Annotated in this window: 20 protein-coding genes; 10 read left to right on the top strand and 10 right to left on the bottom strand. The window is 70.9% G+C overall.

Annotated elements, in window-relative coordinates; translation table 11 throughout:
- Positions 1-312: 312 nt before the first annotated feature.
- Positions 313-1,641: an FtsX-like permease family protein gene (locus tag DEU35_RS11670; RefSeq protein ID WP_116239599.1), complete on the bottom strand. Its 1,329-nt coding sequence runs from the start codon at positions 1,639-1,641 to the stop codon at positions 313-315.
- Positions 1,638-2,444, bottom strand: a complete 807-nt coding sequence (locus tag DEU35_RS11665; protein ID WP_116239598.1) for an ABC transporter ATP-binding protein — start codon at positions 2,442-2,444, stop codon at positions 1,638-1,640. Before DEU35_RS11665 ends, DEU35_RS11670 begins: the two co-directional genes overlap by 4 nt.
- Before the next feature lie 129 nt (positions 2,445-2,573).
- On the opposite strand from DEU35_RS11665, the gene DEU35_RS11660 reads away from it, so the two are divergent.
- Positions 2,574-2,882, top strand: coding sequence for an LPXTG cell wall anchor domain-containing protein (locus DEU35_RS11660; protein WP_116239597.1), 309 nt, complete (start codon positions 2,574-2,576; stop codon positions 2,880-2,882).
- Here the strand turns inward: DEU35_RS11660 and DEU35_RS11655 are convergent.
- Entirely contained in the window at positions 2,879-3,535 is a 657-nt protein-coding gene (locus tag DEU35_RS11655) for a hypothetical protein (protein ID WP_258873539.1), read from the bottom strand. The two genes, DEU35_RS11660 and DEU35_RS11655, sit on opposite strands and share 4 nt — an antisense overlap.
- A gap of 124 nt (positions 3,536-3,659) precedes the next feature.
- On the opposite strand from DEU35_RS11655, the gene DEU35_RS11650 reads away from it, so the two are divergent.
- The 3 genes from DEU35_RS11650 to DEU35_RS11640 all read left to right on the top strand — a co-directional run bounded on the left by DEU35_RS11650 (position 3,660) and on the right by DEU35_RS11640 (position 8,125).
- On the top strand, positions 3,660-4,877 hold the full coding sequence (locus tag DEU35_RS11650; protein ID WP_103207671.1) for a HupE/UreJ family protein: 1,218 nt from the start codon (positions 3,660-3,662) through the stop codon (positions 4,875-4,877).
- 132 nt (positions 4,878-5,009) lie between these two features.
- Positions 5,010-7,001, top strand: coding sequence for a metallophosphoesterase family protein (locus tag DEU35_RS11645; RefSeq protein ID WP_116239595.1), 1,992 nt, complete (start codon positions 5,010-5,012; stop codon positions 6,999-7,001).
- Between the two features lie 62 nt (positions 7,002-7,063).
- A complete protein-coding gene (locus tag DEU35_RS11640; protein WP_103207675.1) occupies positions 7,064-8,125 on the top strand; it encodes a WxL protein peptidoglycan domain-containing protein in 1,062 nt (353 codons plus the stop codon).
- 114 nt (positions 8,126-8,239) lie between these two features.
- Here the strand turns inward: DEU35_RS11640 and DEU35_RS11635 are convergent, their stop codons facing one another.
- Positions 8,240-8,551, bottom strand: coding sequence for a hypothetical protein (locus DEU35_RS11635; RefSeq protein ID WP_116239594.1), 312 nt, complete (start codon positions 8,549-8,551; stop codon positions 8,240-8,242).
- Positions 8,552-8,635: 84 nt separating this feature from the next.
- Complete coding sequence (locus DEU35_RS11630; protein ID WP_180993420.1) at positions 8,636-9,286, bottom strand: TetR/AcrR family transcriptional regulator; 651 nt, start codon at positions 9,284-9,286, stop codon at positions 8,636-8,638.
- Positions 9,287-9,360: 74 nt separating this feature from the next.
- Between DEU35_RS11630 and DEU35_RS11625 the strand changes: the two genes are divergently transcribed.
- From DEU35_RS11625 to DEU35_RS11615, 3 genes are all read left to right on the top strand, one after another.
- A complete protein-coding gene (locus DEU35_RS11625; RefSeq protein WP_103207682.1) occupies positions 9,361-9,993 on the top strand; it encodes an N-acetyltransferase in 633 nt (210 codons plus the stop codon).
- Between the two features lie 100 nt (positions 9,994-10,093).
- Complete coding sequence (locus tag DEU35_RS11620; RefSeq protein WP_116239593.1) at positions 10,094-10,726, top strand: acyl-CoA synthetase; 633 nt, start codon at positions 10,094-10,096, stop codon at positions 10,724-10,726.
- The gene (locus DEU35_RS11615; protein ID WP_116239592.1) at positions 10,723-11,082 is read left to right on the top strand and encodes an amino acid transporter; all 360 of its coding nucleotides are present in this window, start codon (positions 10,723-10,725) and stop codon (positions 11,080-11,082) included. The genes DEU35_RS11620 and DEU35_RS11615 overlap by 4 nt, the downstream gene beginning before the upstream one ends.
- An 11-nt stretch (positions 11,083-11,093) precedes the next feature.
- On the opposite strand, the gene DEU35_RS11610 is transcribed toward DEU35_RS11615, so the two are convergent.
- The 5 genes from DEU35_RS11610 to DEU35_RS11585 form a co-directional block, all read right to left on the bottom strand.
- Complete coding sequence (locus tag DEU35_RS11610) at positions 11,094-12,131, bottom strand: zinc-dependent alcohol dehydrogenase family protein (RefSeq protein WP_116239591.1); 1,038 nt, start codon at positions 12,129-12,131, stop codon at positions 11,094-11,096.
- A gap of 533 nt (positions 12,132-12,664) precedes the next feature.
- On the bottom strand, positions 12,665-16,051 hold the full coding sequence (locus DEU35_RS11600) for an OmpL47-type beta-barrel domain-containing protein (RefSeq protein WP_258873538.1): 3,387 nt from the start codon (positions 16,049-16,051) through the stop codon (positions 12,665-12,667).
- A gap of 358 nt (positions 16,052-16,409) precedes the next feature.
- Positions 16,410-17,789, bottom strand: a complete 1,380-nt coding sequence (gene purB / locus DEU35_RS11595) for an adenylosuccinate lyase (protein WP_103207693.1) — start codon at positions 17,787-17,789, stop codon at positions 16,410-16,412.
- Between the two features lie 27 nt (positions 17,790-17,816).
- On the bottom strand, positions 17,817-18,323 hold the full coding sequence (locus DEU35_RS11590) for a low molecular weight protein-tyrosine-phosphatase (protein ID WP_103207694.1): 507 nt from the start codon (positions 18,321-18,323) through the stop codon (positions 17,817-17,819).
- Between the two features lie 34 nt (positions 18,324-18,357).
- Positions 18,358-18,762, bottom strand: a complete 405-nt coding sequence (locus tag DEU35_RS11585) for a phage holin family protein (protein ID WP_103207696.1) — start codon at positions 18,760-18,762, stop codon at positions 18,358-18,360.
- Between the two features lie 133 nt (positions 18,763-18,895).
- On the opposite strand from DEU35_RS11585, the gene DEU35_RS11580 reads away from it, so the two are divergent.
- From DEU35_RS11580 to DEU35_RS11570, 3 genes are all read left to right on the top strand, one after another.
- Complete coding sequence (locus DEU35_RS11580) at positions 18,896-19,972, top strand: histidinol-phosphate transaminase (RefSeq protein WP_116239589.1); 1,077 nt, start codon at positions 18,896-18,898, stop codon at positions 19,970-19,972.
- A 97-nt stretch (positions 19,973-20,069) separates the two neighbouring features.
- Positions 20,070-21,200 carry a thiamine pyrophosphate-dependent dehydrogenase E1 component subunit alpha gene (locus tag DEU35_RS11575; RefSeq protein WP_116239588.1) on the top strand — a complete coding sequence of 377 codons (1,131 nt, stop codon included), beginning with the start codon at positions 20,070-20,072 and terminating at the stop codon, positions 21,198-21,200.
- Positions 21,197-22,174, top strand: coding sequence for an alpha-ketoacid dehydrogenase subunit beta (locus DEU35_RS11570; protein WP_116239587.1), 978 nt, complete (start codon positions 21,197-21,199; stop codon positions 22,172-22,174). Before DEU35_RS11575 ends, DEU35_RS11570 begins: the two co-directional genes overlap by 4 nt.
- Positions 22,175-22,235 lie beyond the last annotated feature (61 nt).

Below are 22,235 nucleotides of genomic sequence, written 5' to 3'. Positions count from 1 at the left end.
CCCGGGAGCCGCCCTCCCGGCGCGGGGAGTGGGCGTGGGGGCGTGGGCGTTGAGTCGGCGTCGGCGTGGGCGTGGGCGTGAGTGTCCAAGAAACCCGGACGTTCTGCGGAATCGTCCGGGTGTTTTGGACACTCAAGAGGGGGCGTTGGGGGCGTGGACGTTGAGTGGGCGTGGGGGCGTGGGCGTTGAGTGTCCAAGACACCCGGACGTTTTGCGGAATCGTCCGGGTGTTTTGGACACTTAACACTCGACGGGCGACACTCGACGGGCGCCGTGCGCCCGGCGCCGTGCGCCGGGCGACGGGCCCGGGCCTCAGAGAGCGCCGCGACGGATGCCGGTCACGATCGGCCGCGTCGAGGCCAGGGCCGCGGCGACCAGGGCGAAGCCCGCGGCGAAGGTCAGCGCGATCGTCAGCACCGACAGCGGGGCGACGATCAGGCTGATCCCGACGATCGGGAACGCGAGCATCAGGCCGAGCGCTGCGCCTCCCACGGCGGCCCACCGCAGCGGCACCATGACGGTGATGCGGCGGGCGCGGCGGAGTTCGGCATCCGGGATGCCGAGGCGGTCCAGGCCCACGATCAGCTCGCGCTCCTCGAGCACCGACGCCGCCTGCGTCACCCCCACCGCGCACGCGAGCAGCACGAAGGCGATGCCGAGGGTCACGAGCACTCCCGTGCGGATGTCGGCCATGAGCGGTCCGGCCTCACCGGCGATGTCGGCGATCGCGAGACCGCACCCGGCGACGACCGCGATGAACGACACCAGCGCCATGCCCGAGACCCGGCGCCACGCGGGTCCGGCGTGGGCGGCGAGCTCTCGGCCCGCGACGAGGGCGGCCGCCGATCGCGCGTGGCGGGCCATGGTGCGCCCGCGGGCCGCCACGATCGGCGCGCCGATGAGATTGAGCAGGGCGAGGGCTCCGGCGAACAGGCCGAGCAGCACGGCGATCGTCACGGCCGGCCCCAGCATCGGGGCCAGGGAGCCGAAGTTCGCCACGAGGGCCACGACCCCGGCGATGAGCACCGCGCCGACGACGAACGCCGTGGTCTTCTTCGCGGGGGCCTCGCTGCGTGTGCGTACGCCGAGCGGGGTGACGGCGACCTTGCGCAGGCTCGCGGCGGCGCTCACCGCGCCGATGAGCACCACGGATGCCAGCACCCCCGCGCCCAGCAGCGGATCGACGATCACCGCACCGACGCCGACCGGTCCGCCGAAGAACGGCAGTAATCCGACCGCCGGGAGGAGCCCGGCGTACAGCAGCACTCCGGTCGCTGCTCCCGCAGCGGCGATGGCGGTCGCCTCGAACACGGTCAGCGACCACAGCTCTCGCGTGCTCGCGCCGAGCAGGCGGAGGGTCGCGAGGCGATCGTTGCGGCGCCGGCTCGTCAGCCGCGCGGCCGCCGCGCCGAGGGTGACGAGGGGCACGGCGAGCAGCACCAGAGCGAGCACGGCCAGGATGCCGTAAAGCCCGCCCTCGGCCCCGGCTCGCGGATCCACCAGGAACATGCGCGCACCGCCCGCGACGACGAGCAGCAGCGCGGTGGTGACGGCGAACGCGACGACGGGGAGGGCGATCGCCGCCCGGCCCTGGCGCGCGGGGCGCGAGAGCAGACGCGCGAGGGGGAGGACGGTGCTCATCGGTTCACCTCCGTCGAGGTCGAGGTCGAGGTCGGGACGGACGCGGGGGCCGGCTGCACCGCAACGGACCGCGGTGCCGAGCTCGCCGGTGACACCGATGCCGCGGCATCCATCGCCGAATCCCCGACGATCCGACCGTCGCGCACCCGCACGATCCGCGAGCACCGGCGGGCGACGTCGGCATCGTGCGTGACCATGACGAGAGTGCGGCCCTGACCGGTCGTGGCGAGAAGCAGGGCGTCGAGCACGTCGGACGAGGTCGCCGAGTCCAGGGCGCCGGTGGGCTCGTCGGCGAACACGACGGGAGCCCCCGTCACCTGTGCCCGGGCGATGGCGACGCGCTGCGCCTGACCGCCCGAGAGCTGACCGATGCGACGACCCTCCATCCCCGCGAGACCGAGGGCGGCGAGCCAGACGGCGGCGTGCCGCTCGGCATCCTGTCGGCGCATGCCCGTGAGCAGCAGGGGCAGCGCCGCGTTCTCGACGGCGGTGAGTTCGGGTAGCAGCAGGTGCTCCTGGAAGACGAATCCGAGCGCCTCGCGACGTACGCGGGAGCGTTCGCTCTCGCTCAGGCCGACGAGCTCGCGCGGAGCGGCGCCGGGAGCGCTCAGGACGATCGAGCCCGCGTCGGGGGCGATGACGGCCGCGAGGCAGTGCAGCAACGTGGTCTTGCCCGAGCCCGAGGCGCCCATCACGGCGACGGACTCCCCGGTGCGGATCGTGAGCGAGACGCCGTCGAGGGCGCGCAGCTCGCCGTACTGCTTGACGAGGCCGGAGGCGGTGAGCACAGGTGAGGAGGTCATGATTCCATCTCAGCGACCGAGCGCCGCGTGATCGTCGGCCGTGGGGCGTATCCGGGTCCTCCTCGGGATCGATCTGTAGTTCACTCTCCGGTGGCCGCGTTTTCACCTCTACCCGACAGACTCGGCGTCGTGATCTCCGTGAAGGTGACGGCGGCGGTGCTCGTGGCATCCGTCCTGTGGGTGCCCCTTGCTGCCGGCAGCGCCGATTCGACCGACGACTCGATGGTCATCCAGGTGCAGGTGCCCGCACGAACGGGCGCCCCGGCCTCTCCCTCGTCGACGCCCACCTCGGCCGCGGTCCCGGATGCCGGCACCCCGCGCGCCGGAACGCTCCCCGCCACGGGGGTCGAGGTGGCCCTGTGGGGCGCCGCCCTGGCTGCCGCGGCCGTGGCGACCGGCGCGGTCGTGCGTGTCGTTCGGCGCCGTCGTCGCGCCTAGTCGATCCAGAGCACGACGCCCCGCAGCCCCGTGAGCACGGCCGCGACCCCCGCGCGCACCGCGGCCCCCGCGCGCTCGGGCGTGAACGTCGCCGGGTCGTATGCGGCGGCGGTGCCGAGGCCCTCTCCGCGGTAGGCGGCACCGGTCCAGTCGGCGGCCGTGACGTTCTCGGTCGGCTCGGCGAGCTCGGCACCCACGATGAGGAACTGCCGGTCGAGGTGGTTCGCCGTCACGGTGGCGAGCGGGTCGACGAGCGCGTCGCCCGCACTGATGATGAGGTCGGGATTGAGGTCCATCGCGCGCACGGCCCCGTCGATCATGTCGTCGTCGGCGTGCACGACACGCAGGTCGGCGCGCGTCTCGGCGACCCAGTCCCGCACCGCGGCGACGAGCGTCGCGGTGGGGGCGTCGTCGCCCACGGTCAGCAGCACCACGCGGTAGCCGGCGGGGGCGCTCACGCCGCTCCACGAGCCGGGGGCGGGGGTGTGCGTCGACTCGGGCGCCGGGGCCGTGGCCGGCGCGAACCCCGGGGCGGGGGACCCCACCGCCGCGGGAGCGGGGCGCATCGCCGACCATCCCTCGTCGCTCGCGCAGCCCGACAGCACAGCCGCCATCGCCGCCGCCGCCATCGCGGCCAGGACCTTTCGCTTCACCCCCTCACCCTGGACGGCGCAGGTGGCGCGCGAGAGAACGACGTCCGCACGTTTCGTTTCCGTTCTCCGCACCGCGGGCAACCGTTCACGACGAGCGCGCACCATTCCCGGCGGAAAGGTGCACATGTCTGTCTCTGTTCGAAGCGTCCTCTCGCGCGTCCTGTTCGTCGCCGCGGGGATTGCGGCTCTGCTCTCGATGGCTGCGCCGGCCTCGGCCCACGGCATCCTGTCGGTCGTCTACGCGCATCTCGAGAGCGGCGGGACGGGCGTCGTCCGCGCCGAGCTGCAGCTCGAGTACGACCTGCTGGTGGTGTCGGCCGCCGACGCCGAGAAGGACGACCCGCTCTACCGCACGGGGATGGCGGCGTTCCAGGGCGGCGATGCCTCCGAGCAGGCCGCCGTCCTGACCGCGCACCGCGACACGATCGCCCGCTACGTCACCGAGCGCTTCCAGATCACGGCCGCCGGAGAGGCGTGCACCCCGCGCATGGATGACGACATCTCGATGACCCAACAGGACGGCGTCCCCTACGCCGTCGTCACCCTCGACGACACCTGCCCGCCCTCGGAGAACGGCCACGAGATCACGGCGTCGCTCTTCCCCGACGCGGAGGGCTTCGTCACCGACACCAAGACGATCCTCACCTACGACCTCGACCTGCACGAGGGAAGCACGGTCCTCGATGCCGAGCACCCGTCGTTCACGACCGCGCAGTCGACCCTCGAGCGCTTCTGGGAGTTCTTCCGTCTCGGCGCCGAGCACCTGCTCACCGGGATCGACCACATCCTCTTCCTGCTCGCGCTCATCGTCGGGTCGCGGCGACTGCGCGAGATCGTGATCGCGGCGACGACGTTCACGCTCGCGCACTCGGTGACGTTCATCCTGGCCGCGACCGGGGTGATCGCCGCGCCTCCCGAGGTGGTGGAGCCGACCATCGCCCTCTCGATCGCGGTCGTCGCGGCCTGGTACCTCTGGCGCCTGCTCCGCCGCGATCAGGCCGACCAAGACCTGTCGCACGCGCACGGCTTCCTCCGCCTCGACCGCGCCGGCTGGCTCCGCGTCGCCGTGGTGTTCGTGTTCGGCCTCGTGCACGGTCTCGGCTTCGCCTCGGCGCTCGGCATCGACGAGCCCTGGTCGTGGACCCTGCTCTGGTCACTGCTGGTGTTCAACGTGGGCATCGAGGCCGTGCAGATCGGCATCATCGTGATCGTCTTCCCACTGCTCGTGCTGCTGCGCCGCCGGGCACCGCGCGTGGGGATGTGGGTGAGCGCCGCGATCGCGGTCGTGGTCACCGTGGCCGGTCTCGTCTGGTTCGTGCAGCGCATTCTCGGCATCGAATGACGGGAGTTGTCGCAGCCGATGCGTGTGCTGAGTCAACAATTCACCCCGGCGTCACCTGGCGGGCGGAGCGTGGAGCGAGCTCGCCATCGGCGGGCGCGCACCAGAGACCCCCACCGAAAGAAACGGACAGCCATGTTCCTCACCGCATCGACGTCGCACGGGACGCGCACGCGTCGCCGTGTCTCGTGGATCGCAACCGCCGCGGTCGGCGCGTCACTCGTCCTCACGGGCGTGGCGAGCGTCCCGGCGGCGGTGGCCGACACCCCGGCCACCCTCACCGGCATCATCCTCGGCGTCGGTGCCGACCAGTCGCAGCGCATCGTGACCTGGTACTCCTCGGCCGACACCGCCCAGACGGTGCAGCTCGCGCCCACCTCGGCGGTGACGGGCGGCCAGTTCCCGGCGTCGGCCACGACGTTCTCGGCATCCGGGACCGCCAACATCGCCTCGAGCGGAGGCTTCAACCGTCACGCGACGATCACGGGCCTCGCCGAGAACACGGCGTACTCGTACCGCGTCGGCTCCGACGGCAACTGGTCGAACACCTACTCCTTCAAGACGCAGTCGTTCGAGGGCGACTACGACTTCCTCTTCTTCGGAGACCCGCAGATCGGCTCGTCCGGCAACCTCGCGAAGGACCAGGCCGGCTGGCAGGACACGATGAACGTCGCGGTGGGCGCCAACCCCAACGCCGAGCTTCTCGTCTCGGGCGGCGACCAGGTCGAGACTGCGAACACGGAGTCGCACTGGGACTCGTTCCTCGCTCCCGACCAGCTGCGCCAGTACCCGTGGGTCGCCACGATCGGTAACCACGACGTGGGTGGCAAGGCGTACGAGCAGCACCTGTACACGCCCAACACCGACCGCTCCGGCGCCTACTACCGCAAGGGCTCGGGCAGCATCGGCACCGAGTCGGGCGGCGACTACTGGTTCATGTACAAGGACGTGCTCTACATCGACCTGAACAGCAACAGCTACGCCACCTCGCAGGGCGGCGGCGGCGACGACGCGCACATCTCGTACGTCACCGACGTCGTCAACAAGCACGGAGCGGATGCCAAGTACACGGTGCTCGTGTACCACCACGCGATCTACTCGCCGGCCGATCACGCCAAGGACGCCGACAACAAGATCCGTCGCACCGACTTCCCGACGGCGTTCTCGAAGCTCGGCGTCGACCTGGTGCTCCAGGGTCACGACCACAGCTACTCGCGCTCGTACGAGATCAAGAACGGCTCCAAGGCGAACGCCGACGAGAAGCCCGGTCAGGACGAAGTCTTCGAGGGACCCGGTGGCGTCGTCTACGTCACCGCCAACTCGGCATCCGGCTCGAAGTACTACGACATCACCTCGCCCGACAACAGCGGCACGAGCGGTGCCGGTAACGGCGCCGACCCGCTGAACCCGGCGAACTACTGGTACAACTCCGTGCAGAACCAGGAGCACGTGCGCTCGTACGTCAAGGTGCAGGTCAAGAAGGACCAGCTGATCGTCCAGAACATCCGCTCCGGAACCTGCGACGCACCCAACGCTGCGGTCGAGCTCAAGAAGGTGCTGTGGTGCGGCCCCGAGAACGGCTCGAAGCCGGCCGAGGCCGTGGGCACCATTCAGGACGAGGTGACCATCCACCCGAACCACGGCGACGGCCAGGACATCCAGGTGGATGTCCCCACCAGCGCGCCCGGTGAGTTCGGCTGGACGATCAACGGCCACAACGGCCTGGTCGACATGGGGACCGCGCAGGAGAAGAACCTGCAGTACTTCGAGGCGACCGGTCAGATCAACCCGATCACCGTGACCGACACCCGCGCGAACACGTCGCCGTGGTCGGTGTCGGCGTCGGTGGGCGACTTCGTCGACGACGGCAAGACCTTCAAGGGCTCGTTCCTCGGGTGGTCGCCGAAGGTCGTCACCGCGGGGGCCGGGGCCGTCGCGGGTGCCGCGGTGAAGTCGGGCTACGACGGCGGCGACGGTCTGTCGGTCTCGCGTCTGCTCGGTGCAGCCCCCGTGGGCCACGACCGCAGCGCCGGAGTCGTCGGTGCCGATCTCGACCTGAAGATCCCCAACACCGTCGAAAAGGGAAGCTACCGCGCCACCCTGACCCTCACCGCGCTGGCCGGCTGACCAGCGAACAGCACCGGCGGGGAGCTCTCCTCCCCGCCGGTGCCCCTCCCGAAGGACCTCCCATGACTCGACTGCCCTCCCCCTCGCGGGTCGCCGCCCTCGCTCTCGCCGCGGCGCTGATCGCCGGGGGCGCCTCCAGCGCGTCACCCGCCCTGGCCGCGACCGACGACGTGACCTGGACCGTGCGCACCGCCTCGAACGCCCTCGGCGCCGACCGCACGAACTACAGCTACGCGCTGAACCCCGGTGCCCACCTCGACGATGCCCTGGTCATCGCAAACCGCGGTGCCGAGACGGTCGAACTCGACGTATACGCGGCCGACGGCTACACGACCTCGACGGGCGCCCTCGATCTGCGCGTCGCGAACGAGCAGCCGGTCGGCGTCGGCGCCTGGGTCACCGTGCCGCAGCGTCATGTCTCCGTTCCCGCGGGCCAGACCGTCGAGGTGCCGTTCGTCGTCGACGTCCCCTCGAACGCCACCCCCGGCGACTACGCGGGCGGGGTCGTCACCTCCCTCACGGTGGCCGACGCCTCCGCGAACGTCAACGTCGACCGTCGCCTCGGCATCCGCACCGGCATCCGCGTCGGGGGAGACCTCTCCCCGGCCCTCGCCGTCGACGATCTGCGTGTCGGGTGGGACGGCGGTTTCGTGCCGTTCCTGTTCGGCGACGCCACCGTTCACTACCGCCTGCACAACGTCGGCAACGTCTCGCTCAGCGCCGACGAGACCGACGCCGTCACCGGTCCCTTCGGCCTCGCGCGCCTCGAGTCCGCGCCGGACGCCGCCGCCCCCACGCTGCTGCCCGGGGAGAGCTGGGAGCGCGACGTGCGTGTTCCGGCGGTGGCTGCGATGGGCGTGCTCATCGCGTCGGTGTCGGCGACCCCGATCGTGACGGATGCCGCCGGCTCCATCTCGACGCTCGATCCGATCGAGGTCTCGACCTTCGGCTGGGCTGTTCCCTGGCCGCTGCTGCTCCTGGTCGTGCTGGTCGTCGCGGGGGCGGTGTTCGGGCCGCGCCTGCTGCGCGAGCGACGTCGTCGCGCGCAGCAGGCGGAGGACGCGCGCGTGGCCGAGGCCGTCGAGCGCACGCTGGCCGAGAAGGATCGTCAGCTCGTCGAGTGAGCGGCGTGGCTGCCGGTGTCGCCGATCATCGAGATCGGCGAGCGGAGGCGGTCCGCAGAACGTGCAGAGGGACCGAGCCGTGCGGCCCGGTCCCTCTGCACATTCGAGCGTGATTCAGGAGCAGGTGTACGTCACCCCGTCGACGTAGTGCTGCCCCGGACCCAGGTCGCCGCACGCGGCGAGGATCCCCGCGAAGACGCTGACGAGGATGATGGCGACAACGATGCCCACGACGACGAGAACAGCACCGACGATGATGCCGATCAGCGCGGGGGTGTTCTTGTACCCGGCCTTCTTCGACTGGACGAGAGCGACGATCGAGATGATCAGGCCGATCAGGTTGAACGGGAAGGCGACGATCAGGCCGATGATTCCGAGCGTCTTGCCCGGGTAGGTCGTTCCGGCGGGTGCGGGCTGCGTGGTCACGATGTTCTCCTCTGGTGTCGGAAACGATGCCCTCGGATCGCGGCCGTCGGCAGGACCCGGGCCGCGCGAGGGATCGTCGAGAGGCTATCGCCCCTGCTCCTCGGCCGTGTGCGGTCGCTCCTGATCGGCCTCCCGACCGATGAAGGCGGATGCCAGCACCTCCACGACGTCGTCGAGGACGCGTTCGTCGTGGCTGCTCAACCACCACTCGACCAACCCGTCGACGCTCGCGCGCAGGGCCGCCGCGACGACCGGCGTGGGGGTGGTCAGAGCGCGCCCCGTCATGCTCGACCACCGCTCGATGCTCTCGGCGATGGCCCGGGTGCTCGCGGCGATCTCGCTCTGCGCCGCCGCGCGGAGCTGGGGATGAGCGCGGGCGGATGCCGTGAGCTCGCTCACCACGCGGTACTCGCTCTCGTGGCGGCGGAGATCGCGAGCCAGGCCGTGCAGCGAGAGACGCACCGACTCGGCGAAGTCGTCGAGGGGGAGGTCGCCGGCCCAGACCGCGTCGAGCGCGCGCTGCGAGGCCCGGTGGAGCACGGCCTCGACCAGGGCGGTTTTGGATCCGAAGGCGTAGGTGACCACGCGGTGCGCGACGTCGGCGCGCTCGGCCACCCGCCGCAGGCTGAGGGCGGCCACCCCTGATTCGGCGACGACCGAGAGCGCGGCGTCGAGCAGGCGCTCTCGGCGCTCCTCGAGAGGGAGGTAGTCACGAGTGGGGGCCTCGGGGTTCACGGCGTTCTCCAAGTGATCGGGCCGGTCGAGTCTCGCATACTGAATATATCCACTTGGACCAATTGGAGGAAGCGATGACCGAACTGCACATCACCCCCGCCCGCGAGGCCGACCTCCCCGCCGCCGCGGCTGTGCTCGCGCGCGCCTTCCGTGACGACCCGGTGATGGCCGCGATCCTGCCCGGAAGCCGCCGCCTCGAGCGGCTCACGACCCTGTTCACCGCCATGCTCCGCGGTGCCGCCTTCGAAACCGGCAGTGTCGACCTCGCGCGCCGCTCCGACCGCGACGAGATCCTCGGTGTCGCCGCGTGGGAGGGTCCCGGCGCGGCATCCCTCCCGTGGCGGCGGCTCCCCGAGTATCTGGCAGCGCTCGGCCTCCCGGGCCTCGTCCGCGCCGCCGTCCTGTCGTCGCGCCTGGCGCGCCACCGCCCCCGATCGCCGCACTGGTATCTCGCGCAGATCGGCGTCTCGCCCGCCGCACGCGGGCTCGGTGTCGGCGGTGCGCTGCTGCGCTCCCGGCTCGACACTCTCGACGTCACGCGCGCGACCGCCTACCTCGAATCGTCGACTCCCGACAACCGTCGCCTGTACAGCCGTCTCGGTTTCGAAGAGATCGCCCCGATCCGCGGCATCCGCGGGGCCACTCCGACGGCCATGCTGCGACCGCCCGCTCCCGCCCGGCACGCGGTGCCCGCGCGAGGGGTATGACGGTCGGCCGGAAGCGTCTCGACATCGAGCGTCCACAAAGTCCGCTCAGGCGTCGAGGAATAGACTGGGCGACATCGACACCGTCTCTCCGGGACCCTCCGTGACCACTCCTTCTTCCGAGCGAGCCTTCGACGTTCGCCACGTGCAGCTCGCGCGCGCCCTTTTCGCGGCGCTCGCCGCCGTGATGGTCACGTTCTCGTCCGACCATTCCGCGCCCCTCGGGCTCGGCGTGTTCAGCGGATTCGCCCTTGCGACCGGACTCGTCTTCGCGCTGTCGGTGTGGCTCGTCCACCCGCGGGGTGAGCGCCTGACGCCCGCCCTGCTCGCGGTCGTCTCGCTCGTCGCGGGCATGGTCGGCAGCGTCGGCAGCTGGCGCACGACGGGCGTGTTCTTCGGGGTCGTCATCGCCTGGGCGCTGCTCTCGGGCGCCGTCGAGCTGGTCGGCGCCCTGCGCCAACGAAAGACGGTCGGGGCCGCGGGCGCGCGCGACGGCGTGCTCATCGGCATCCTGAGTCTCGTGCTCGGAGTCGTGCTGATGCTCCCGATCCAGCAGTACGCGCTCGACTACAGCATCGCCGGGGCGGGTTCGTTCACGCTGACCGGTATCACCATCGCCGTGGGACTTTTCGGCGGGTACGCGGCGGTCGTCGCCGTGTTCCTCGCGATCGCGGGCTTCTCTCCGCGCCGCCCCGAGCCCGTTCCGGCCGTACCCTCCGAGGAGGCCGCGTCATGACCGATAAGCCCACCACCCGCCGCGACCTCATGAAGCCCGTCCAGCTCCTCGGGCTGGCCTTCATCGCCGCGCTGTTCGCCGGTTTCGTCACGCTCATGTCGATGGGCTTCTTCCAGACGCGTCCGGCCGACGAGATCCAGCGTGCGTTGATCGTGGGACTGGTCGCGGCCGGGGCGACGTTCATCGTCACTCTCGTCTCGCTCGCGCTCTTGCTGCTGGTCGTCGACCCCACCAAGGTCACCGCGACGGTGGATCGCCCGCTGCTCCTGCCGAAGGATGCACCGGATGCCACGACCCCCGGCGCCGCGTCCGACGCTCCGCGCACCGACGACGGCCCCGCCGCTCCCCGGGCGTAACGCCTCGGTCCCTACCGACGCGGGTCGATCATCGTCATGCCCGCGGGCGAGGCCGAGTCCATCCTGGGCAGCAGCTCCGCGGCTTCGTCGAGTCCGACGATCCGCTCGATCAGCTCCTGCGGACGGAGGGCGCCGCTCTCGATGAGCGACAGCATCTCGGGGTAGTCGGCCGCGGCCATGCCGTGGCTGCCCAGCAGATCGAGCTCCCATGCGATCACGCGCGCCATGGGCATCGGGGTCTCACCGTCGGCGGTGGGCAGCAGGCCGATCTGCACGTGCCGACCGCGACGGCGCAGGCTCAGCACGGCGTCGCGCGCCGTCTGCGAGCTGCCGACGGCGTCGACCGAGACGTGGCTGCCGCCGCCGGTGAGCTCGTGCACGGCGGCGGCGATGTCGGAACCGTCGGCGACCAGCGTGTGCTCGGCGCCGAGGCGGCGAGCGGCGTCGAGGGCCGCGGGGGTGCGGTCGACCGCGATGACGCGAGCGCCGAGGGCGGCCCCGATCATCACGGCGCTGAGGCCCACCCCGCCCGCGCCGACCACGGTGATCCACTCACCGGCCTTCACCCCCGCACGACTCGTCAGGGCGCGGTAGGCGGTGGCGAAGCGGCAGCCCAGGGCCGCGGCCGCCTCGAACGACACGTCATCGGGGATGCGCACGACGTTGGTGTCCGCCGCGCGGAGCACCACGTGTTCGGCGAAGCTACCCCACTGGGTGAAGCCCGGCTGCTGCTGGTCGGGGCACACCTGGGCGTTACCGCCGAGGCACCACTCGCACGCCCCGCACCCCATGACGAAGGGCACGGTGACGCGGTCGCCCACGCCCCAGCGCTGAACACCCGCCCCGACTTCGACGATCACGCCGGCCAGCTCGTGGCCCGGAACATGGGGGAGCGCGACGTCATCGTGCCCGACCCACGCGTGCCAGTCGCTCTTGCACAGGCCTGTCGCGTGCACCTCGACCACGACCCCGCCCGCGGGAGCGGACGGCGCCTCGACCTCGCGCACCTCGAGGGCTTCGGCCAGGGCATCCATGATCATCGCGCGCATGGCATCCATTCTCCCGCGTGCGCTCGGCGCTCCCGCGCTCCGCGCGGTCGCTCACCTCTGGGTGAGTCGTCGCGCGGCGGGCGGTGACGCCGCGTTCGCCCGTTGAGCGTCCAAAACACCCGGACGTTCCGAAATTTCGTCCGGGTGTTTTGGACACTCAAGTGGGTGGGCGGTGCCCGATGGGTGGTGCCCGGTGTGTGGTGCCCGGTGGGCGGTGGGCGATGGGCGGTGCCCGGTGCCCGGTGCCCGGTGCCCGGTGTGCGGTATACGGTGCCTGGTGCCTGGTGCCTGGTGCCCCGGTGCCCCGGTGCCTGGTGCCTGGTGCCTGGTGCCCGGTGCCCGGTGCCCGGTGTGCGGTGGGCGGGGGTGTGCCTCGAACAGTCGGCGGCCTGCGCGGCGCGCGCTGCCTCCGCTGGGCGGTCGGTGACGCGTCGTCTGCCCGTTGAGTGTCCAGAACACCCGGACGTTCCGAAATTTCGTCCGGGTGTTTTGAACACTCGCGAGGTGCGCGGCGCGGGAACGCGCGCGCGCGGTCAGGCGCGGCGGCGGCGTGCCCCGAGCAGCGCGGCGCCGAGACCCGCGAGGACCAGGGCCAGGATGCCGAGAACCACGGGCGTCTCCGAGCCGGTGACGGCGAGACCACCGGCGGTGCCGCCGCTCGAGCTCCCCGATCCGCCGACCGTTCCGGCGGGAGCGCCGGGAGCACCGGGCGTGCCGGAGCCCGTCCCAGGACCGTCGCCGTCGCCCGGGGCGGTGCCCGCCACGACAGTGACGGTCGCCGACTGCGCCTGCTCGACGTTGCCCGCGACGTCGGTGGAGCGGAACCGCACGACGTGATCGCCGGCGCCGGTCAGCGCGACGCTCGAACCTGCGGTCCACGTCGTCCCGTCGAGCGAGTACTCGGTCAGGGCGACGCCGGAGGTGGCATCCGTCGCCGTGAACACCACCGTGGCCTCGGCGGGGGCCAGCGCCTGGAACACCGCTGCCGGCTGCATCATGCGCAGCAGGGTCGAGGGTTTCGCAACCCTGGCCTCGGTGGTCGGGGCGGCGGTGTCGATGCGGACGGGCAGCGACCCCGCGACCTCGGGCACTTCGGCGCCGTTCCGCAGCGCGCGGTAGTCGACGCGGTGGTCTCCGTCGGCGGTGATGTCGAAGGTCGTTCCCGTCTGCCACGCCCCGCCGTCGATGCGGTACTGCACCTCGACGTCGGTGTTGCCGTCGTGCGAGAGCGAGATCGGTCCGGGAGCGGCGGTGTACCAGCCGTCGGCATTCGGCTGTGTCGGCAGGAGCGGCTCGATGTGCGCGATGCCGCCCGCCTCGGGCACGAAGATCTCGGGGATCTTCAGGTACGACCCGGGCGTCGAGAAGGTCAGCCGCAGCCCGGTGGCGAGGAGCTTCGGGAACGACAACGTCGTCTCGCTGCCGTTCGTCACGGTCGGGGTGTCCCCCGTCAGCGGCAGGGGCTTCCACTCGTTCCCGTGGTCGTCCCTGTACTCGAGAGAGACGCCCGCGATGGTGCCTTCGGTGTTCGTGAAGCGCACCTCGTTCAGGCGGTGGATCTCGGAGGTCTCGATCGTGAAGGTCGCGGAGTCCTGGTAGCCGGCGTCGGTCCAGGTCGACCACGCCGTGCCGACCCGGCCGTCGCATGCGTTGGAGGCGGGCATCGTGGCCCACTTCGTCTGGTGGAAGGATGCCGACACCGAGGCGTCACCGCCGCGGCACACGTTCGCCGCCGAGGCGTTGCCCCACACGTCGACCTCGGCGATCGACTGCCAGGTGTTCGCCTGGCTCGTCAACCGCAGGCGCAGAGCGCTGGTGGCCGGGAGCGTCTTGGCGTCGATCACAGCCACGGGGGCCGGGGTGCTGGCATCCTGAGCGAGGGTCGCCTCGACCGCGGTGTCTCTCCATGCGCCGGTCGCGTCGCGGTACTGCACCTGGATGCGGGAGGGCCAGGTCGCGGTCGCCCCGTCCTTGTAGGTGTGCACGACGATCGAGTCGAAGGTGCGGTCGGTGCCCCAGTCGAACTGCAGCCAGCTGTCGCGCGGATAGCCGTTGCCGGTCCAGTCGTCCCAGCCCTTGGCCGTGGCATTGCCGTCGGTGAGGGTGGCGACGAGGTCGTTGCGGCTCGACGCGGTGACGGTCGCCTCGGGGGCGATGTCGGCGATGCCGGGTTCGGCCACGGTGATCGTGCGCTGGAACGAGCGGCCGGCGGTGAAGTCGGCGTCGGCGGCGAGGGTGCCGGTGATCGTCTGCGGGCCGAGCACGCTCGTGTCGATCGACGACCAGGTGACGGCGACCGGGGCGGTGCCGGCGGCCGTGTCGACGGGGACGCTCGTCGGCAGCTGCGGTGCGGCGCCGCGGCGGACGGTCTCGGGGAGGCCGGTGGTCACGGCCTTCCACGTGCCGTGGCCGAAGCCCTTGTCGTCCCAGTACGAGGCGTCCCACCCGGTGCCGTAGCGGGCGGGGTCTTCGGCGGCGGGGTTGTGCATCTCGAGGCGCCCGTTCTCGCCCACCGTGAGCGGGAGCCACACGTAGGTCGAGTCGGACTTGCCCTCGTTCCAACGGTCGCCCATGTAGACGAACTTCCCGGGTTCGAGCTCGAAGACGTTGGTGGTCTGCGAGCCGAACGTCGAGCGGCGCACGTCGCCGATCGAGAGCAGGCCGTCGCCCCCATCGGGGATGGCGTTGTACGACACGGTCTCGTTCGCGTCGTCCTTGTCGACGCCACGGATCCACGTGCCCATGAGGTCGCCCGCGGTGTAGTACGTCTGCGGGTTGGGCGCCCAGCCGGTCGCCCCGGAAGTGACGACGCTGTACGTGCCGTCGCGCTCGAAGATCGCAGGGGCCTCGAGATGGCCGCACTCCTTGACGATCTGGAAGTCCTTGCCGCGCTCGGGTGCGGCCGGGGAGCCGTCGTCGAAGATGTACGGGAACCGTCCGTCCTCCGAGTACTGGCGGACGTTCAAGGTGTCGCGGTCGGTGGTGTGGGTGACGTTCGTGTAGCTGTCGTCGAGCTCCGCGACGTAGAGGCTGTAGTTCTCCTCCGACGAGTACGAGATGTAGGCCGTGCCGTCGTCGTCCTGGAACACCGTCATGTCGCGTGCCTGGCCGGGAACGGCGTACTGCGTGCAGGCCTGATAGTCGGTGCGGTTGGGCATGCGGAAGGCGCCCGTCATGCGGAACGGCCCCGCGGGGGAGTCCGACACGGCCACCGCGGCCATCGACCGGGCGTAGGTGCTGCCGCCGGGTTCGGTGCGCCCGTCGGCGTGCCACCACATGACCCACTTTCCGGTCTTGGCGTTGTGCAGCACCTTGGGGCGCTCGAAGATCGCGGTGTAGTCCGAGTTCTGCGTCGAGTTGAGGTGGTACGCCAGGGCATCGATCTTCTCGGTGCGCGGCTGGCCGTTCTCGTCGACGGTGTCGTAGAGGTCCTCGAAGTAGGGCGTGAGCAGGTCGTCGCGCGTCGAGATGCTGCGCAGCGCGTCTCCGAGGTTCGTCCAGTTCTTGGCATCCGTCGATCGGTAGACCGCGACACCGGGGCTGTTCCAGTAGCCGTTCGTGCGGTCTTCGCCGTACCAGTAGTAGACGGTCTGGCCGTTCTCGGTGGTGGTGACGATCTGGCCGCCGTGCGCCTGGATGTGCCGGCCGTCGGTGTCGAACCACTTCGGCTGGAAGTAGTCGGCGGCTCCGAGACCGGGATCGGCGAGCGGCTGGAAGTTCGTGTACGTGACGGGCGGGTCGACCCGCGGAACGCCGTCGTTCGGGTCGGTCGGAACGCCGGTGGCGGCGTTCGCCGTGAGGGGGAATGCCAGAGCTCCGGCGAGCAGGGCGGCCATGGCGGTGGCCAGCAAGCGGGGGATGAGCGGGCGTCGAGGCGTCATCGCGTCTGTTCCGTTCTGCGCCGCGACGGTGCGGCGCATGGCGACCCAAGGGTCGCGGTGGGGGATGTTGACGTCAACACTATGGGTCGGCGGTGCGCGGCGTCCAGGGGGACTTTTCTCTGACGCGGGCCGGGGATGGGTGGTCGTCCGCCGCCGGCGCAACCCCGTCGAGTGTCCAGAACACCCGGACGTTTTCTAATTTCGTCCGGGTGTCTTGGACACTCAACAGGCCGGGGGTGACGCAACGCGACGCGACGAGCGCGGCATGGCGAGGAGCACCCGAACGCGCGCCCCGCCCCACCTCACGGCGTGAGTGTCCCAGACGCGCCGTCGGCGCGGGACGGTGCGGGGTGCTCTGGACACGCGGCGGGAGGGCAGGGCGCGACCCCGCAACGCGTTAGAGCGCGTCGACCACCTGCGACGCCAGCCCGGCGTAGGCAGCGGGCGTGAGCGCGAGCAGGCGCTCCTTCGCGGCATCGCCGATGTCGAGGCCGCGCACGAACTCGGCCAGCTCGGGCGCGCCGACGCGGCGTCCGCGCGTCAGGTCCTTGAGCAGGGCGTAGGGGTCGGTGATCTGCGAACGGCCGGCGGCGATCTCGGCGCGAACGACCGTCTGGATCGCCTCGGCGAGAACCTCCCAGTTCGTGTCGAGGTCGGCCAGCAGAACGTCCTCGGCGAGCGAGATCTCGGTGAGGCCGCGCTGCAGGTTGTCGAGCGCGAGCAGCGAGTGACCGAAGGCGACACCGATGTTGCGCTGCGTCGTGGAGTCGGTGAGGTCGCGCTGCATGCGGCTCGTCACGAGAGTGGATGCCAGAGTGCCGAACAATCCGCCCGCGATCTCGAGGTTCGCCTCGGCGTTCTCGAACCGGATCGGGTTGATCTTGTGCGGCATGGTCGACGACCCGGTGGCCCCCGCGACGGGGATCTGGGTGAAGTACCCGAGCGAGATGTAGGTCCAGATGTCTGTGGCGAGGTTGTGCAGGATGCCGCCGGCGTGACGCGCCCGGTCGTAGAGCTCGACCTGCCAGTCGTGCGACTCGATCTGGGTGGTGACCGGGTTGAAGCCCAGGCCCAGCGACTCGATGAACGCGCGCGTCAGCGACGGCCAGTCGACGTCCGGTTCTGCGGCGACGTGCGCCGACCAGGTGCCGGTGGCTCCCGAGAACTTCGCGAGGTACTCTCCGGCATCCAACTGGCGGATGACGCGCTCGAGGCGCCACGCGAACACCCCGATCTCTTTGCCCATGGTGGTGGGCGTGGCGGGCTGGCCGTGCGTGCGAGAGAGCATGGCTGCGTCGCGGTGCTGCGTCGCGAGCTCGGCGAGGGCGGCCGTGACCGAGCGGAGCTTGGGCAGCCACACGCGCTCGACCGCGCGCTGCACGGTGAGGGCGTAGGCGGTGGAGTTGATGTCCTCGCTCGTGCAGGCGAAGTGCGTGAGCTCGGCGAGGGCGGTGAGACCGAGGGCGTCGAGGCGGTCGCGCACGAGGTACTCGACGGCCTTCACGTCGTGGCGGGTGACCGCCTCTTTCTCTTTGAGCCAGGCGATCTCGTCGGCGCCGAACTCCTCGTACAGCGCGCGCAGGCGGGCCCGGTCGTCGTCGGAGACGGGTGCGGTGCCGAACAGCGAGCGATCGGTCAGGGCGAGCAGCCATTCGACCTCTACCTCGACGCGGGCACGGTTGAGCCCGGCCTCCGACAGGTAGTCGCCGAGTTCTGCGACGGTGGCGAAGTAGCGGCCGTCGAGCGGGCTGAGGGGCTGCGGGGGCAGAGAGGACACGGGTCTCCCGGGGATCGCGCGAACGGGTCAGCCCGCGGAACGGATGGCGGGCTCGAGCTGTCGGAACAGGGCCCTGCTGGCGCGTTCGATCATACCGAGCACCTCGTCGAACATCGGGGGCCCGGCGTAGTACGGGTCGGGGACGTCGAGGGTCTCGGCATCCGGAAGGAAGGACTGCAGCAACGCGATCTTGTCGGCGTCGTCGTCGTGTCGCGCCCAGCCGCGGAGCACACGCTCGTGGCTGCGGTCGAGGGCGACCACGAGGTCGTTGCGTTCGAAGTCGGTGTACTGGAACTGCCGGGCACGGTGCGACGAGCCGTCGTAGCCCAGTCGGTCGAGGGCGGCGAGGGTGCGGTGGTCGGCGCGTTCACCGACGTGCCAGTCGCCGGTGCCGGCCGAACTCGATGCGACGTGCGCTCCGAGGCCGGACGTGTGGATCATGCGGCGGAACACCACGTCGGCCATGGGTGAGCGGCAGATGTTGCCGCTGCATACGAACACGACGCGGAACGGCGCGTCGGGGGTCGTCGTCATCCCTCCATCATGGCGGTGATGCACCCCCAGCGCATCAGCGTCGTTCGCGTTCTTCGCGGCGCGGCCGGAACACGCCGCCGAGCACGGCGTTGATGATGCCGATCAGCAGCGCCGCGACGACCGTGAGCCAGAACTCGCCCGTGCGCAGTCCCCAGTCCCAGTTCTCGGTGATGATCGCCGTCAGCCACAGCAGGAAGCCGTTGATGATGAGCGAGATGAGCCCGAGCGTGAGGATGTAGAGCGGGATCGCGACGACCTTCACCACGGTGCCGATGATCGTGTTCACCAGGGCGAAGATCAGCCCCACCACCAGGAGCGTGAGCAGCACCTGGAACCACTCGCCCGGTGCGAAGGGGATGAGCCGCACCTGCAGGGCGGGCAGCAGGGTGACGATCCAGATGGCGAAGGCGTTGACGGCGACGCGGACGACGAAGCGCATGCCCCCATCGTGGCACGCAGTCGGTGCAGCACCACGGGCTTGTGGAGAGCTCGCGGTCCTCTCCACCGTGGGAAGGAGGGGATTCGGAAAGAGGGGCTGACGCGCGCGGCGAGCCCCCGGTTAGGCTCGCGGGGTGAGTGAAGAGCCGGTCCTGCCCCGTATCCGCCCCGAGATCGCCGCCCTGCCCGCGTACCGCCAGGGTCGGCAGGCCAGCCCCGACGCCTTCAAGCTCTCGAGCAACGAGAACCCCTTCGAGCCCCTCCCCGGCGTCCTCGAGGCGGTCGTGGCCGCGGGAGCGTTCAACAGATACCCGGATGCCACGGCCGCGCGCCTGCGCGAGCGTCTCGCCGCGCGGTACGGCGTCTCGCCCGACGAGGTGCACGTCGGCGCCGGCAGCGTCTCGGTGCTCGCGCAGCTGCTGCTCGCGACCTCGGGCCCCGGCGACGAGGTCGTCTACGCGTGGCGCTCGTTCGAGGCGTACCCCTCGCTCGTCGCGGTCGCGGGGGCCAAGAGTGTGCAGGTGCCGCTCACGGCCGACTCCCGTCACGACCTTCCCGCGATGGCCGCCGCCGTCACCGAGCGCACGCGCCTCGTGATCGTGTGCAGCCCCAACAACCCCACCGGGCCCACCGTCGGCTACGACGAGTTCGCCGCGTTCGTCGACGCCGTGCCGCGCGACGTGCTCGTCGTGCTCGACGAGGCCTACGCCGAGTTCGTCACCGATCCCGATTCGGTCGAGGGAAGTCGCGTGCGCGCCGTGCTCAACCGGCCGAACGTGGTCGTGCTCCGCACCTTCTCGAAGGCCTACGGTCTCGCGGGTCTGCGGATCGGCTACGCGATCGGCCACACCGGCGTGCTGGACGCCGCGCGCAGCACCGCGATTCCGCTCTCGGTCACCGCGGCCGGAGAGGCCGCGGCCATCGCGAGCCTGGATGCCGAGAGCGAGCTGCTCCACCGTGTGAAGGTCATCGCCGAGCGTCGCGACCGCCTGGTCGACCGCCTCCGCGAGGCCGGGTGGGACGTCCCCGACGCGCAGGGCAACTTCGTGTGGCTCGCCGCCGGAGACCGGACGGTCGAGGTCGCCGCCGCCTTCGAGGAGGCGGGGCTCATCGTGCGCCCGTTCCCGGGCGACGGCATCCGCATCTCGATCGGCGAAGAAGAATCGCTCGACCGCGTGGTCGAGGTCGCCGCAGCCACCGCCGTGCGCTGACCCGCGCGGCGTCTTTGTCGATCAGGCACGTCGGATTCCGGCATCCGTTGTGCACCTCATGCGGTCTCACGCATGGGTCGCGCGTTAGCGTGGGACCATGACCCCGCTCGACGATCCCGCTCTCGTGCGCGTTCTGGCAGCCGACGGCACCCTGGCGCCCACGCCCGCGGCCGAGCGCTACCTGCCGCTCATCGACGCCCTCAGCGACGCCGACCTCGAGACCTTCTACCGCGACATGGTGTCGATCCGCGCCTTCGACGTGCAGGCCACCAACCTGCAGCGTCAGGGACAACTGGCTCTGTGGCCGCCGTCTTTCGGGCAGGAGGCGGCCCAGGTCGGCTCGGCCCGCGCGGCCCGCGCGCAGGACCACATCTTCCCCTCGTACCGCGAGCACGTGGTCACGCGCATCCGCGGCGTCGACCCGCTCGACATCATCCGGCTCATGCGCGGACTCACGCACGGCGGGTGGGACCCGACCGACCCGAAGAACGGCAACACGCACATCTACACGCTCGTGCTCGGCGCGCAGACGCTGCACGCCACGGGTCTTGCGATGGGCCTGGTGTTCGACGGAAAGAGCGGCACGGGCGACCCCGAGCGCGACGAGGCCGTCATCGTCTACTACGGCGACGGTGCCTCCAGCCAGGGCGACGTGCACGAGGCGATGGTCTTCGCCGCGAGCTTCCAGACCCCCGAGGTCTTCTTCCTGCAGAACAACCAGTGGGCCATCTCGGTCCCCGTCGCGACGCAGTCGCGCTCGCCGCTGTACAAGCGCGGTGAGGGGTACGGCATCCCGAGCCTCCAGGTCGACGGAAACGACGTGCTCGCCAGCTACGCCGTGTCGAAGGTCGCCCTCGAGGAAGCCCGCGCCGGCGGTGGCCCCCGCGCGATCGAGGCGATGACGTACCGCATGGGCGCGCACACCACGAGCGACGACCCCACGAAGTACCGCACCTCCGACGAAGAGAAGTCGTGGGCCGGGCGCGACCCGATCGCCCGCATGCGCGCGTTCCTCGAGGGGCGCGGCGCCTCGCAGCAGTTCTTCGACGACGCGGATGCCGAGGGTGCCGCCCTCGCCGACGACGTGCGCGTGCGCACGAACGAACTCGGTTCGATCCCGCGCGCGCACATGTTCGAGAGCGTCTACTCCGAGGCGCACGCGCTCATCCAGGAGGAGCAGCGCTGGCTCGACGACTACGAGGCGTCGATGGACGGGGGCGCGAAGTGACCGAGAACCTTCCGATCAGCCGCGCGCTCAACGCGGGCCTCCGTCGCGCGCTCGAGACGGACGACCGCGTCCTGCTCATGGGCGAGGACATCGGCCCGCTCGGCGGCGTCTTCCGCGTGACCGAGGGCCTGCAGAAGGACTTCGGTCCGCGTCGCGTCATCGACTCGCCGCTGGCCGAGTCGGGCATCGTCGGCACCGCGATCGGTCTCGCGATGGGCGGGTTCAAGCCCGTCCTCGAGATCCAGTTCGACGGATTCGTCTTCCCCGCCTTCGACCAGATCACCTCGCAGCTGGCGAAGATCACGAACCGCCACGAGGGTGCGGTGCGCATGCCCGTCGTCATCCGCATCCCCTACGGCGGGCACATCGGCGCCGTCGAGCACCACCAGGAGAGCCCCGAGGCGTACTTCACGCACACGGCGGGTCTGCGCGTGGTCAGCCCCTCGAACGCGAACGACGCGTACTGGATGATCCAGCAGGCGATCGACTCGCCCGACCCGGTCGTGTTCCTCGAGCCGAAGGCGAAGTACTGGCAGAAGGGCGAGGTCGACCTCGATGCGCCCGCTCTGCCGCTGCACGCGAGCCGCATCGTGCGCCGCGGCACCGACGTGACGCTCGTCGGTCACGGCGCGATGGTCACGACCCTGCTGCAGGCGGCCGCACTCGCCGAGAGCGAGGGCACGAGCTGCGAGGTCATCGACCTGCGCTCCCTGTCGCCCGTCGACTACGGCCCGCTGCTCGACTCGGTGCGTCGCACCGGCCGCATGGTCTACGCGCAGGAGGCCCCGGGCTTCACCTCGCTCGGCTCCGAGATCGCCGCGACCGTGATGGAGAAGGCGTTCTTCGCGCTCGAGGCCCCGGTGCTGCGCGTGTCGGGCTTCGACGTGCCGTTCCCGCCCGCGAAGCTCGAGGGCACGTACCTGCCCGACGCCGACCGCATCCTCGAGGCCGTCGACCGGTCTCTGGCGTACTGACCCTTTCCGCCCCGCGCCCGCCGACACCCGCCGACCGCGTCTGCATTCCGTTGCGGCGCCG

This window comes from Microbacterium sp. AG157 (genome assembly GCF_003385695.1).
Lineage (GTDB): Bacteria > Actinomycetota > Actinomycetes > Actinomycetales > Microbacteriaceae > Microbacterium > Microbacterium testaceum.
Note: the sequence above shows the minus strand (reverse complement) of the source record. Positions and strands in the feature narration are given on the sequence as shown.

What these genes read in the sequence shown, in the direction of transcription:
- DEU35_RS11665 (WP_116239598.1), bottom strand. Translation starts at nt 2,444, where the DNA reads ATGACCTCCTCACCTGTGCTCACCGCCTCCGGCCTCGTCAAGCAGTAC.
- DEU35_RS11615 (WP_116239592.1), top strand. Translation starts at nt 10,723, where the DNA reads ATGACCGATAAGCCCACCACCCGCCGCGACCTCATGAAGCCCGTCCAG.
- DEU35_RS11585 (WP_103207696.1), bottom strand. Translation starts at nt 18,762, where the DNA reads ATGCGCTTCGTCGTCCGCGTCGCCGTCAACGCCTTCGCCATCTGGATC.
- DEU35_RS11650 (WP_103207671.1), top strand. Translation starts at nt 3,660, where the DNA reads ATGTCTGTCTCTGTTCGAAGCGTCCTCTCGCGCGTCCTGTTCGTCGCC.
- DEU35_RS11590 (WP_103207694.1), bottom strand. Translation starts at nt 18,323, where the DNA reads ATGACGACGACCCCCGACGCGCCGTTCCGCGTCGTGTTCGTATGCAGC.
- DEU35_RS11600 (WP_258873538.1), bottom strand. Translation starts at nt 16,051, where the DNA reads ATGCGCCGCACCGTCGCGGCGCAGAACGGAACAGACGCGATGACGCCT.
- DEU35_RS11670 (WP_116239599.1), bottom strand. Translation starts at nt 1,641, where the DNA reads ATGAGCACCGTCCTCCCCCTCGCGCGTCTGCTCTCGCGCCCCGCGCGC.
- DEU35_RS11610 (WP_116239591.1), bottom strand. Translation starts at nt 12,131, where the DNA reads ATGCGCGCGATGATCATGGATGCCCTGGCCGAAGCCCTCGAGGTGCGC.
- DEU35_RS11625 (WP_103207682.1), top strand. Translation starts at nt 9,361, where the DNA reads ATGACCGAACTGCACATCACCCCCGCCCGCGAGGCCGACCTCCCCGCC.
- DEU35_RS11645 (WP_116239595.1), top strand. Translation starts at nt 5,010, where the DNA reads ATGTTCCTCACCGCATCGACGTCGCACGGGACGCGCACGCGTCGCCGT.
- DEU35_RS11640 (WP_103207675.1), top strand. Translation starts at nt 7,064, where the DNA reads ATGACTCGACTGCCCTCCCCCTCGCGGGTCGCCGCCCTCGCTCTCGCC.
- DEU35_RS11575 (WP_116239588.1), top strand. Translation starts at nt 20,070, where the DNA reads ATGACCCCGCTCGACGATCCCGCTCTCGTGCGCGTTCTGGCAGCCGAC.